This is a genomic window from Bradyrhizobium sp. (assembly GCF_022844465.1).
Taxonomy (GTDB): Bacteria; Pseudomonadota; Alphaproteobacteria; order Rhizobiales; family Xanthobacteraceae; genus Bradyrhizobium.
Genome location: NZ_JALHLP010000001.1, coordinates 1,175,061 through 1,187,197, shown reverse-complemented (window position 1 = coordinate 1,187,197; position 12,137 = coordinate 1,175,061). Strand labels below are relative to the sequence as shown.

The 12,137-nt window shown below is 62.5% G+C and carries 10 protein-coding genes; 4 read left to right on the top strand and 6 right to left on the bottom strand.

From position 1 onward, the window contains the following. The first annotated feature begins 93 nt into the window (after positions 1-93). The 3 genes from Q0D31_RS05630 to Q0D31_RS05620 all read left to right on the top strand — a co-directional run bounded on the left by Q0D31_RS05630 (position 94) and on the right by Q0D31_RS05620 (position 3,751). Positions 94-852, top strand: coding sequence for a glucose 1-dehydrogenase (locus Q0D31_RS05630; protein WP_291846296.1), 759 nt, complete (start codon positions 94-96; stop codon positions 850-852). Positions 853-1,266: 414 nt separating this feature from the next. Beyond that, complete coding sequence (locus Q0D31_RS05625) at positions 1,267-2,454, top strand: cytochrome P450 (RefSeq protein WP_291846294.1); 1,188 nt, start codon at positions 1,267-1,269, stop codon at positions 2,452-2,454. A 160-nt stretch (positions 2,455-2,614) separates the two neighbouring features. Further along, the gene (locus Q0D31_RS05620) at positions 2,615-3,751 is read left to right on the top strand and encodes a nitronate monooxygenase (protein WP_291846292.1); all 1,137 of its coding nucleotides are present in this window, start codon (positions 2,615-2,617) and stop codon (positions 3,749-3,751) included. Between the two features lie 617 nt (positions 3,752-4,368). Here the strand turns inward: Q0D31_RS05620 and Q0D31_RS05615 are convergent. From Q0D31_RS05615 to Q0D31_RS05590, 6 genes are all read right to left on the bottom strand, one after another. Then, on the bottom strand, positions 4,369-5,217 hold the full coding sequence (locus tag Q0D31_RS05615) for a phosphodiesterase (RefSeq protein ID WP_291846290.1): 849 nt from the start codon (positions 5,215-5,217) through the stop codon (positions 4,369-4,371). Further along, positions 5,214-6,038, bottom strand: a complete 825-nt coding sequence (locus Q0D31_RS05610; RefSeq protein ID WP_291846288.1) for a phosphodiesterase — start codon at positions 6,036-6,038, stop codon at positions 5,214-5,216. The genes Q0D31_RS05615 and Q0D31_RS05610 overlap by 4 nt, the downstream gene beginning before the upstream one ends. Before the next feature lie 85 nt (positions 6,039-6,123). After that, positions 6,124-7,407: an ABC transporter substrate-binding protein gene (locus Q0D31_RS05605; RefSeq protein ID WP_291846287.1), complete on the bottom strand. Its 1,284-nt coding sequence runs from the start codon at positions 7,405-7,407 to the stop codon at positions 6,124-6,126. Positions 7,408-7,439: 32 nt separating this feature from the next. Continuing rightward, positions 7,440-8,276 (bottom strand): carbohydrate ABC transporter permease, encoded by an 837-nt coding sequence (locus tag Q0D31_RS05600; protein WP_291846285.1) that lies wholly within the window; start codon positions 8,274-8,276, stop codon positions 7,440-7,442. Beyond that, positions 8,273-9,214 (bottom strand): sugar ABC transporter permease, encoded by a 942-nt coding sequence (locus tag Q0D31_RS05595; protein ID WP_291846283.1) that lies wholly within the window; start codon positions 9,212-9,214, stop codon positions 8,273-8,275. Before Q0D31_RS05595 ends, Q0D31_RS05600 begins: the two co-directional genes overlap by 4 nt. Then, entirely contained in the window at positions 9,207-10,367 is a 1,161-nt protein-coding gene (locus Q0D31_RS05590) for an ABC transporter ATP-binding protein (protein WP_291846281.1), read from the bottom strand. The genes Q0D31_RS05595 and Q0D31_RS05590 overlap by 8 nt, the downstream gene beginning before the upstream one ends. A 177-nt stretch (positions 10,368-10,544) precedes the next feature. Between Q0D31_RS05590 and Q0D31_RS05585 the strand changes: the two genes are divergently transcribed. Beyond that, positions 10,545-12,131: an alkaline phosphatase D family protein gene (locus tag Q0D31_RS05585; RefSeq protein WP_291846279.1), complete on the top strand. Its 1,587-nt coding sequence runs from the start codon at positions 10,545-10,547 to the stop codon at positions 12,129-12,131. Positions 12,132-12,137: the final 6 nt, after the last annotated feature.

The following is a 12,137-nucleotide window of genomic DNA, read 5'->3' as shown; positions in this document are numbered from 1 at the left end:
CCTTGCTCCCTGACGATACCCATAGCTCCATCGCAGAAGGCCATTCTGATCGAAACGGCCCGGCAGTTCCGACAGTAACTCAGGAGGAATGGAATGACTCTGGACGGCAAGGTGGTGATCGTGACAGGTGCTGCGCGCGGCATCGGTCAGGAATATGCGCAGGCCTGCGCGAAAGTCGGCGCAAGGGTGGTTGCGACGGACATCAACGATTGTGGCGAAACCCTCGATTCTGTGAGAGCAGTCGGCGGCGATGCGATCGCGGTCAAGGTTGACGTCAGCGACTGCCGGGCGACCGATGCGATGGTCGCCGCCGCCTTGAAAGCGTTCGATCGCGTCGATGGGCTGATCAACAATGCCGCGCTCTACGCGAAGCTGCGTGGCGGACGGTTTGACGCCATCAGCGAGGCCGACTGGGACGCAACCATGGCGGTCAATGTCAAGGGTATCTGGAACTGCTGCAAATCAGCGGTGCCCGCGATGCGCAAGACCGGCGGCGGCAGCATCGTCAACATCGCTTCGCTCGCCGCAACCTACGGCCTGGCTTATGCGATCCACTACACGACCTCGAAAGCGGCGGTGATCGGCATGACGCGCGGGCTTGCCCGCGAACTGGGCCGCGAGAACATCCGCGTCAATGCCATCGCGCCGAGCGCCGTACTGACGGAAGGTACGCAGGAGTTTTTTGGAGCAAAGCATGCCAAGGCGCTGCAGGCGATCGCCGCGTCGCAATCGATTCCGCGAAATCTAGTGCCGTCCGATCTTGCCGGCACTGCGATCTGGCTGCTTTCCGGTGACAGCGGCTTCGTCACCGGCCAGACCATCTCGGTCGATGGGGGCACGGTAATGAATTGAGTCGTCGTCGAGTTGGCGCTGCCTGGCGATGCGGAAGCGAGCATGGTCAAATAATCACGATTGGCGCCATACCATATCCTCGATTGTGACCCCGCCGAGAAGGCGTCGAAGGGGATGGAGGCATATCCGGATCGGCGATGCCTGCCGCACCGGAATTCTTGCGCAGCAAAACGACGTATTTCTGCGGAGGGGAACCCGTAACTTCTTGACGTCCGGCAAGACGAGCTAGATGATGCCCCTAACAAGCGTTAGAAAATTTTGGCGAGAAGTTGACGGTTTGTACGCTGCAATGCGGCATGGTCAGGCTGGCCTGGACCCGACAGTCGCGATCGGCGCGAACCGGAATAGCTCGGCGGATGAGGGTGGCTTCCCCCCAAACTTGGTGGCTCGCCGTTCAATGGGAAGGAGGCCCGAATGAGCAATCGGCATCCCGTTACTGATTGGGCAACAGACTTCGACCACCTTGACCCGCGATGGATTGAGGACCCGTTCCCAATCTGGGACGATCTGCGCAGATCCTGTCCGGTTGCTCATACGAGTCGGTTCCAGGGTGTGTACTTTCCCACGCGTTACCAAGACATCCGTCAGATCGCGTATGATACCGAGCATTTCTCTTCACGGCGGGTCCAGGTGCGCGAGACGCCGCCCCCCGTGAAATCGCCGGCGCCCCCGATCACGTCTGATCCGCCGCATCATCGGGCCGCCCGTATGGTCCTGCTGCCTCAGTTCACGCCCGAGGCCATCAACAGGTTAATCCCGGCGACGCGCATGATCTGCAATGACCTCATTGATCGGTTTATCGGCGATGAGACGTGTGATGCAGCGGTGGATTTTGCCCAGCATATTCCGGTGCGGGTGATCGCCCGGATGCTTGGCCTGCCGCCAGGCGATGGTGAAATGTTCCGTGGCTGGGTGCATGGTCTCGTTGAGGAAGCCGTCCTGGACGATGCCGCGATGGTGCGTACCTTGTCGGAAATGACCGCCTACCTGCTGGATCACGTGGAACAACGTCGCAGGTCGCCGACCGATGATCTCATCAGCTATCTGGCCGCCCAACGGATCGATGGCGCGCCTTTGACGGACAACCATATCCTCGGCACCCTCCGCCTTCTGCTCATTGCCGGTATCGATACGACATGGAGCGGGATCGGAGCTTGCCTGTGGCATTTGGCAAAAACGCCCGCTGATCGGCGCCGTCTGGTTGCCGAGCCCGCGCTGATGCCGACGGCGATTGAGGAATTCCTGCGGGCCTATTCGCCGGTGACCATGGCGAGGCTCATCGCCAAGGACACGGTCGTAGGTGGCTGCCCTTACGAGAAGGGGCAAATGGTGCTGCTCTCCTTCCCGGCGGCCAACCGGGATCCCGCGGTTTTTCCGGACGCCGATAAGGTCGTTATTGACCGCAAGGAGAACCGCCATGCGGCCTTCGGCCTCGGAATACATCGTTGTGTTGGTTCGAACCTGGCGCGCATGGAACTCACCGTTGCGGTCGAGGAATTCTTGAAGAGGATTCCCGAGTTTCGTCTCGCCGATGCCAAAGCCGTCAGGTGGTCCGAAGGTGCGGTCAGGGGGCCTCGAAAGCTCCCACTCTTGCTCGGATGACCGGCATGCCTGCCTGGGTGGAGCGTTGGGCCCGTCTTCCGATCGCATATAGGTCTAACAGGATGCCCAGCATGACACCGATGGCCCTGCGCGGCCCCGCGCACGACTTTGGGCGGACAGCCTGGACCTGTGGGTGCAAGAGACAAGGGAGCAAGAAATCATGAAGACGGCGCTGTGCAAGAAGTTGGGTATCGAATTCCCGTTGTTCGCGTTCAGTCATTGCCGCGATGTCGTGGCAGAGGTAACGAACGCTGGCGGTTTCGGCGTTCTCGGCGCTGTCGGCCACACACCAGAGAGCTTGAAAATCGAACTGGATTGGATCGATTCGCGTGTCAAGGGCCGGCCATACGGGATCGATCTGCTGATTCCGAACAAGATGGAGGACAAGCAGGGCGACCTTACAGAGGCTGAGCTGCAGTCACGGATTCCGGACGGACACAGAAAATTCGTGAACAGCCTTCTTGAGCGGCACGGCATTGATACGTCGGATGTTTGGAGCGGCGAGTACGACAATCGCCCGGCCGACAGCATGCGCGAGGCGGGAGCCGCAAAGCTTCTCGACGTGGCGTTCCAGCATCTGATCAAGCTCTTCGTCAATGCCCTCGGTGTGCCACCGAAGTCGATCATGGAACGGGCACGGTCGAAGGGCTTCCTCGTTGGCGCGCTCACCGGAGCCAAGGAGCACGCCATCAAGCACGCCGAGGCAGGGGTCGACATACTTGTCGCTGCCGGAACCGAGGCGGGCGGCCATTGCGGTGAGGTTTCGACGATGGTGCTCGTGCCCGAGGTCCTGCAGGCTGTCGAGCCTTACGAAAACATCGATGTCTTGGCCGCGGGCGGCATAGCGACAGGCCGGCAGATGGCGGCCTGCATGGCGATGGGCGCAGCGGGCGTCTGGTGTGGGTCGGTTTGGCTGACGACCGTCGAGGCCGAGACGACGCCCACGGTCAAGCAGAAGATGCTGAAGGCGACGTCGCGCAACACCGTCCGTTCCCGGAGCCGCACGGGCAAGCCGACGCGACAGTTGCAGTCGGCCTGGTCGGATGCCTGGGGCGCCAAAGATGCGCCGGAGCCGCTGGCGATGCCGCTGCAGGGACTACTCAGTCGGCCGCCCATGGCCAAGGTCGATAAGCTCGCGGAGAGAGGTCACGACGGCGCAAAGAGTCTTGCTGCGTACTTCGTAGGCCAGGCGGTCGGTCTCATGAATACGGAGCAGTCGGCGCGGTCGGTCGTCGCCGATTTCATGAAGGATTATGCGGAAGCTGTAGAACGGCTTTCAGCCACGTTGCATGAGTAGGTCGACGGACGCCACACCAGCCGTACAAGTCAACCACCCAGGCTTGCAGGCGGCGCGGTCTTCGTTGATGGGCTAGGTAGGCCTCCGTCCGATCGATTGCCGTGTTGCAATGATCTTCGGCGACCGGTTCTTTCCTTCCATTGAGAGACCCGGTCTCCTGCAGCCCGGCTTTCGGACAGGAAAAGTGTGCGAAATGGACGTTTGCGTGCTGCCGTTGTGCGACTGTTAACCCTCGAGAACTCCCTGTTAGCTCGCAATATTTCCCTGTTAGCTTGAGCAGGGAATTACCGCAGAAGTAGCTGCAGCGCAGGGTGATCTGGCTGAGAGATCACGTTCCTCAACCCAATCATGGCTGATTTCCCTGCAAAATTCTCTGTTTGCAGGAATTCGCCCGGAGACCGGCGCGATCAGCACTGCGTCGCCAGCCAGGCACAGCGGTTATCGGACACGACTTCTGAAGGCGGGAAAGGGTCGCAAACCGCGGATTTTCCCACTTTAGCCCATCGCCGTACCCTTAGCCTAGCCTGGGTGCGGAATTCCGCGGGCTTCCCGCTACACGCGCGAACGGGCCGAAGTCTCCGAAGGTACCCACGATGCAGAATGGCGGCGGTCGAAGTTCATAGGCCGACCTCGGCCAGTTCGCGAGTCGACCGGGATGACGCGGCCTTGGGGTCGTGCAGTGAAAACGCCGGACCATCGTAGAGAAACGAGCGCTGATGGATGACGATATTCCCTTTGTCCACGTCCACAAGCGCGTAGTCCGGAGCCTCAAGCGTGCCCGGAATGTATCCCGCGGTTTCGAAGTCGAAGGCGACTTGGTGGGTCAAGGCGCGCTGGATGTGGAAAGGGATACCGCGCCAGGTTCCGGCGATCGGCCGGTGCAGGTGACCCATGAACAGGTAGTCGGGCTTGCGGGTGCTGGCGATAACATCCCACTCCGCTTCGCCATTGGCCAGCTTGATGGTGTCCATGTAGCGCAGCCCGCTGTCGAAGGGAGGGTGATGCTGGAACAACAACAGCGGCCGGTCCGTCGGGGCTGACGCCAGCGCGTCGGCCAGGAATTCCAGCCGGCGCTGGCACAGGATGCCGGCTTGATCCGGCGTCTCCTCGTTGAGCGTATCAAGCGTGACAATGGTGGCGGCATCGAAGGTGTGGACCGCCTGCACGAAACCGTGCGGATCGCGATCGGCGCCGGCGAATTCGAGGCGGAACGGCTCGCGCCTGTCGTGGTTGCCCATCATCAGGATGGTTGGCGATTTGAGCCCGGCGAGCACGCCAGAGAGGCTGGCATAGGCTGCCCGTTCGCCCCAATGCGCGAGATCGCCCGACACGATCACACAGGAAATGTCGTTGTGGCTCGCGTTGATTTTTTCGACGGCGACCGCGAGACGTTGCGCAGGATCCAGCCCGTAAAGCTTCCGGCCGCGCGGCACGAAATGCGTATCGGTGAGAATGACGAACCTCATCGCTGCATGGTCTCCCGATCCCACATCGCGAAATCCGGCGAACCTTCGATCCGGATTGCACCCTGATAGCCGAATTCGACCATGTGCACGGCGACGTAGTCCGACCCGACGAACGCGACGCCGTAGGATTCCGGCAGGTCGGACGCGCTCAGCATGACCTTCTCGGAAAACAGCGGGTAGCTTGCGTGGTTGGTGCCACGGAGCGAAGTGGCGGGCACGCCCGCTACCGAACCGCCCAGCGGCAGATGGCAATGGCCGAAGAAGATGTGCCGGATTTTCGCGCGATGCCGTCCGACGATTTCCCGGAAAGCCGCGTCGTCGAGCAACCGGATCTGGTCCATCGGGCCAAGGTGGGTGGGCATCGGATTGTGATGCATGAACATTAGAAACGGCCCGTCATGCTCCGACAGCCGTTGCTCCAGCCAGTCCCGCCTCGGCGAACAGTAGCGGCCGGCATGCGTCCGGGGCTCGGTTGTGTCGAGAAACAGGCAGCGGCCGGCGGCGGTGTCGTGAACGCCTTGCGCGAAGCCATCCGGTTCGGCGTATTCGGGGAACACGGCAAGAAAGGCCGCGCGACTGTCGTGATTGCCGATACAGAGCCGGACCGGAAGCGGAAAACAGTTCAGCCGGCTCCGCAGCCATTGATAATCAGCCTGGTCGCCCCAGTCGGAGAGATCGCCCGTGATCACCATCAGTTCGGCGTCGCTGTGGTCGGCAAGGACGTGTACGAGCGCACGCTCGAAATTTTGGCGGGGGTCGCGACCCCCGATTGTGCTTCCGGGGGCGGTCAGATGGATGTCGCTCATATGGATGAGTTTCATGCGAACCTCGCTGTGATCGACAACGGGGCGTTGGCGGCGCCCCGTTGCGCTGGACAACACTGAGCTGTCCCCGAACTGGTGGAGGTCAGCGTACCGAACCAACCGACCGCGGCAGCAACTTCTGGACGTCGGCCGCCATGTCGGCCAGCACGGCGTCGGGCTCCTTGGTCCGCGTGCCGGTGACGATGCTGTTGAGGTGGTCCTTGATGACGTCAGTGATCTTCAGGCCGTTGTCGCCGGGAAAGGCGTACCACTTGGTCAGCAGCGGCAGCTGCTTGACGGCGGTGTAGTTGTTCGGGTTCTTGACGTAGAAGTCCTTCAGATGGACATCGTTGGCGAGCTTGTTGGGGGGCATGTAGCCGGTGGTTTCGGCCATGATCGCCGCGCCCTTCGCGCCGGTCCAGAACTTCACCACTTCCCAGGAGGCATCGCGCTTGGCCTTGTCCTTGGCAAGTATCATCACGACGTTACCGCCGGCGGGAAGCCGGCCGTTCGGAGCCACAACATCCGGAAAGGTGTGCGTCTTCAGCGCGAACTTGTCGCCGACCATCTGCGTCACCTTGTTGAGGTCCGAGGTCGAGGTGACGTGAAGGCCGGTCTTTCCGGCCGCGAACGCGGCGCGCATCGCCGGCTGATCGAGGTTGGGCATGCCGGCCTCGGTGACGAGACGCGCCAGGTTGCGGATCGCGAACTGGCCTTCCGGTCCGTTGAAGGCCACCTTGCTCTCATCGGCGTTCAGCATCGAACCGCCGCGGGAGAACACCGGCGCCTGCCACAGCCAATTGCCGGTGATGTCCCAGGCGTAGGTGATGCCGTTGACGTCGGGGGCGCCGGCCTTGATCTTCTTGGCGAGGTCGATGATGCCGTCCCATGTCGTCGGCAAATTCTCCGGGTCGGCGCCGGCCTTTTTGACCAGATCGAGGTTGACATAGACGATCGGCAGCGAGATCGCGAACGGCAGAGCGTACACCTTGCCGCTCGATGTGCCGATGTCGAACATCGCCTGATGGAAACCCTGCTTGTCGAAATCCTTCTCCGCGGCGATATAACCATCGAGCGGAGCCGGGATGTTCTTGTCGACGAGAACGCGGATGCGGTTGAGGCCCTGGAAGCTGACGTCGGGCATCTGGCTGGTGACGGCCTCGCGCAGTACGCGCTGGGTGCCGTCCTCGTAGGATTCGTAGGGCGCGCGCATCGTTACCTTGATGTCGGGCCGAACCTTGGCGAATTCCTCGGTAATCTTCTTGTGGGTCTCGGCGAACAATTCCGGATAGGGATATTGCAGCACCACTTCGGTCTGGTTCTGGGCCTGCGCGCCGGCGACGCCGGCAAGCACGGCCAGTGCGGCGACAGTCATTCTCTTCAACATCGATATCTCCTTCGTTGCGGTTGCATCTGAGGTTACTTGATGCCGGTCAGCGTGATGCCCTCGATGAACCGGCGTTGGGCAAGCAGGAACGCGATCACGAGCGGGGCGATGATGACGATGGCGGCTGCCATCAGCGGGCCGTAATTGGTGCCGGCTTCCTCGTTGCGGAAGCTGGCGACCCCGAGCGGCGGGGTACGCAGATGCTCGCTGTTGAGCACGATCAGCGGCCAAAAATAGTCGTTCCAGTGCGCCACCACCGAGAAGATGCCGAAAGCGGTCAGGGCCGGAATCGCAGTCGGCAGCATCACGCGCCAGACGATGCCGAACTCGGTGATGCCGTCCATGCGCGCGGCCTCGATCAGATCATCCGGTACGGTCTTGAAAAACTGCCGCATCAGGAAAATGCCGAACGCTGAAATCGTGAACGGCACCACCAGCGCCGCGTAACTGTCGAGGATGCCGATCTGGTGAAACAACAGGAACACCGGGATCGCCGTTGCCTGCGGCGGGATCAGGATGCAGAACAGCACCAGTGCAAACAGAACCTCCCGGCCGGCAAAGCGCAGCTTGGCCAGCGCATAGGCCGCGGGCAGCGCGATCAGCACCTGCAGCGCGAAGATCGAGACCGTGACCACGACCCCGTTGAGCAGGAACCGCCACAAACTGGCCTTGCCGAAGGCGGTGGCGAAATTCTCCCACAACGCCAAGTTCTGCGGAATGAAATGGATGTCGGTGGTGAAAATCTCGGTTTGCGGCTTCGACGCCGTCGAAACCATCCAGATAAACGGCAGCAGGATGAAGGCCGCGCCGGCCAGCAGCAGCAAATGCCGGGCCGCGGACCAGGTGATGCCATGGCGGCGCGGGGTCATGCGTAATGGACCCCGCGATTCGCAAGCGACGACTTGACCAGCGTCAGCAGCAGCACGAACACCAGGAACACCACGGTCAAGGCCGCACCATAGCCGGAGCGGAAGAACTCGAATCCCTCGATATACATGGTGTGGATCAGCACCTCGGATGACTTCGATGGTCCGCCCTTGGTGAGGACGTGGACCGTGTCGAACACCTGAAAGGAACGGATTCCGGTGATGACCACGACGAATACGGTGGTCGGCCCCAACATCGGCCAGGTGACCAGCCGAAAGCGCGCCCAGGCGCCATGTGCGCCGTCGATTTCGGCGGCGTCATAGAGCGGCCTTGGGATTGAAACCAGACCGGCAAGAAACAGCACCATATTGAAGCCGAGCGCCTGCCAGACGCCAATCACGCACAGCGCGTAGAGCGCGGTGCCGCGATCCTGCAACCAGCTGCGCCCTTCCAGCCCGACGCTGTGCAGCAGCCCGTTGACCAGTCCGAACTGGGGATGCAGCATGAACTCCCAGACGATCGACATTGCGATCAGGGTAGCCATCACCGGAAGGAAGTAGATGGTGCGATACCAGGCCCGCAGGCTGCTGCCGCTTTCGATCAGGAGCGCCACGGCGAGCCCCAAGGCGACCGCCGTAGGCACCACGATCGCGACATAGGTCAGGGTGTTTCGCAGCGAGATCCAGAACACGCGGTCGGCCAGCATTTCCTCATAGTTCGCGAAGCCGATCCATGCGAAGCGCGGGCTACCGAGCTGATAGTCAGTGAATGACAGGGCGATAACGCCGAGCAGCGGTCCGAGCAACAAGAGACCCATCAGGACAATGGCGGGAGCCACCATGGCCAGTGCAGGCCAGGAGCGGCTGTTGTCGCGCGCGGGCGTGACGGCCGCCGCGCCTCGCCCGGCCAAAATCGTAGTCGCGGTGAGAGCATCAGCCAACGGCCTTCTCCCGAATCCGTTCGCTGCGGGCCGCCGCCGTGACCTCGATGCGTTTGCCCGCGGCGTCGAAAATCCTGACGGCGGTGGTCGAGAAGCCGAACTGGATGGCGCTTCCGATCGCCGGCAGTTGCCGGTCGGGGCTGATGCGCGCGAGCAGCGGCATTTCGATGCGCTCGACCTTGATGTGGACGAACGCCTCGGCGCCGAGGTTTTCCAGGTGCAGCACGGTGCCCGAAATGGCGGAGGGGCCGGAGCTCAGCTCCATCCGCTCAGGCCGAACGCAGACCGAGCAGCGGCCCGCTGCGGCAGGCGTGCTCAACCCAAGCGGCCACCCCAGCACTTCCACCCCGCCGTCTTCGCGGATGACGCCCGGCAGGGCGTTGATCTTGGGACTGCCGACGAACTCCGCGACGCGGATGTCCTGCGGGTTGTCGTAGACTTCCGCTGGCGTGCCGACCTGAACGATGTGGCCCTCGATCATGACGGCGATGCGGCTCGACATCGTCATCGCTTCAGCCTGGTCATGGGTGACGTAGACGAAGGTGGCCCTGAGCTGGCGATGCAGTTGCGCGAGCTCGGCGCGCATATGCACCCGCAGCTTGGCGTCCAGGTTCGACAGCGGCTCGTCGAACAGAAATCCGACCGGCTGTCGCACGATGGCGCGGCCGACGGCGACGCGCTGGCGCTGGCCGCCCGACAGTTGCCCGGGCTTTCGCTTCAGAAAGCCCGAGAGCTCGAGCTGAGCTGCAACCCGCTCGACCTCTTCCCGGATACCGCGTTCGGTGGCGGCGCGCGCGGGGTGGAGCCGGCCGACCAGGGGCATGCGCGCAAGCGTGGAATGACGTCGCATCCGAAGCGGCACCGCGATATTGTCGAACACGCTGAGGTGCGGGTAGAGCGCGTAGGACTGAAACACCATCGCAAGGTTGCGGGCGCTGGGCCTGATGCCGTCGACCTGCGCGCCATCGATGCGAACCTCGCCGGAGCTCTGCGGCTCAAGCCCCGCAATGATGCGCAGCAAGGTTGACTTGCCGCAACCGGATGGACCGATCAGCGCAACGAACTCGCCATCCTCGATGGCAAGATCGATGCCCTTGAGGATCTCCGTCGAATCGAAAGTCTTGCGGATTGCCTGAAGTTCAATCTTCGCCACGTCGTGATCCTCCGATCGCGGATCACTGGTAGGGCAGGTATTTGACAGTCCTGTAACGGATGGAATGATTTCCCGAGCTATCTGAGGTTCGGACGGTTCATCCACCTGTCGCAAAACCTTCAGCCCGCGGTCAAACTGGGCAGGCACCCTTGGTCGTGATTCGACGGGGATGCCGGAATGCCGATTGCGAAACGCGCCAAACGCGGGTTGACCAGACGTCAATGGATGGTTCGGTCAGCCGCCGCGGTGGCGTTTGTGGGAGGCACGGGTCTGGCCAGGCCCTATCTGAGCCGCGCCGCGGACCGGCCTCGCATCGCCGGCGGGATCGCGTCGGGCGACGTGTCGGCCAGCTCCGCGGTGATCTGGGCGAGAGCAGACCGTCCCGCGCGCATGCAGGTCGAGTACTCGACCGCCGAAAGCTTCAAGACCATCATCGGCGCGGCCTCGTCGGAGGCGTTGCCGGACCATGATTTTACGTCGAAGCTTCTGCTCGGGGACCTTCCGGCGGGGCAGGACATCTTCTACCGCGTGTGGTTTGAAGATGCCGGTGAAACCGGGACTTCAGGCCAAGCGCAGATCGGTCGTTTCCGTACCGCGCCGGTCGAACCACGCGCCATCAGTTTCGTCTGGTCGGGTGATTCTGCCGGGCAGGGCTGGGGCATCGACCCCAGCCGCGGCGGGATGCGGACCTACCGGACCATGCTCGAAAATCGCCCTGACTTCTTCATCCACTCCGGCGATCACATCTACGCCGACTGCCCGATCGAGGCCGAACTGAAGCTGCCCGACGGGAATATCTGGCGCAACATCGTGACGGAGGAGAAGTCCGAAGTCGCTCACAGCCTGGGGCAGTTTCGCGGCAACTACAAATACAACCTGCTCGATGCGAACCTGCGAGCCTTCAACGCCCAGGTACCGATGCTGGCGCAGTGGGACGACCATGAAGTAACCAACGACTGGTCGCCGCAGGGCACCGCCGACGAGAGCGGCTACGCTGACGATGGCACCGCGCGGCTGGTGGCGCGGGCGGCCCGCGCATTTCATGAATTCATGCCGATCCGCAATCTTCCCGCCCAGGCCGGCCGGATCTACCGCAAGATCGCCTACGGCCCTTTGCTCGACGTTTTTCTGATCGACATGCGCAGCTATCGCGATTCGACCGCCAACAACCGCGACGACCGCAGCGACGCCTGCATTCTGGGCCCGGCGCAGCTGGCCTGGCTGAAGCGCGGACTGTCGGCCTCGGACGCGACCTGGAAGGTGATCGCCGCGGACATGCCGATCGGGGTGATCAGCGAAGACGCCATCGCGCTTGGCGATGGTCCGCCGGAGCGGCGTGAAAACGAGATTGCCGATCTGCTGTCGTTCATGAAACGCGTCGGCGTCAGGAACACGGTCTGGCTGACGGCCGACATGCATTACACGGCCGCGCACCGCTACGATCCGAACCGCGCGGTGTTTCAGGAGTTCGAGCCGTTCTGGGAATTCGTCTCCGGGCCGCTGCATGCCGGCACCTGGGGGCCCGGCGAACTCGACAATACGTTCGGGCCCTCGGTGGCTTTTCAGAAGGGCTGCAGTGCGGAGCAGGGCGAAAACCTCGCGCCGTGTTTCGGGTTGCAATTCTTCGGCCGCGTCGACATCGATGGCGCCTCGAAGGTCATGACGGTGACCTTGAAGGACGTTGACAACCGGGATCTGTGGTCGGTCGATATCGAGCCGCGCCCGGACGCGCGCGCGGCGCGGACGCTGGCCCGGCAATTCTGAGCCGCG

Bases quoted from the DNA above. Each gene is read 5' to 3' on its own strand.
- Q0D31_RS05630 (WP_291846296.1), top strand. From the start codon at position 94: ATGACTCTGGACGGCAAGGTGGTGATCGTGACAGGTGCTGCGCGCGGC.
- Q0D31_RS05625 (WP_291846294.1), top strand. From the start codon at position 1,267: ATGAGCAATCGGCATCCCGTTACTGATTGGGCAACAGACTTCGACCAC.
- Q0D31_RS05620 (WP_291846292.1), top strand. From the start codon at position 2,615: ATGAAGACGGCGCTGTGCAAGAAGTTGGGTATCGAATTCCCGTTGTTC.
- Q0D31_RS05615 (WP_291846290.1), bottom strand. From the start codon at position 5,217: ATGAGGTTCGTCATTCTCACCGATACGCATTTCGTGCCGCGCGGCCGG.
- Q0D31_RS05610 (WP_291846288.1), bottom strand. From the start codon at position 6,038: ATGAAACTCATCCATATGAGCGACATCCATCTGACCGCCCCCGGAAGC.
- Q0D31_RS05605 (WP_291846287.1), bottom strand. From the start codon at position 7,407: ATGTTGAAGAGAATGACTGTCGCCGCACTGGCCGTGCTTGCCGGCGTC.
- Q0D31_RS05600 (WP_291846285.1), bottom strand. From the start codon at position 8,276: ATGACCCCGCGCCGCCATGGCATCACCTGGTCCGCGGCCCGGCATTTG.
- Q0D31_RS05585 (WP_291846279.1), top strand. From the start codon at position 10,545: ATGCCGATTGCGAAACGCGCCAAACGCGGGTTGACCAGACGTCAATGG.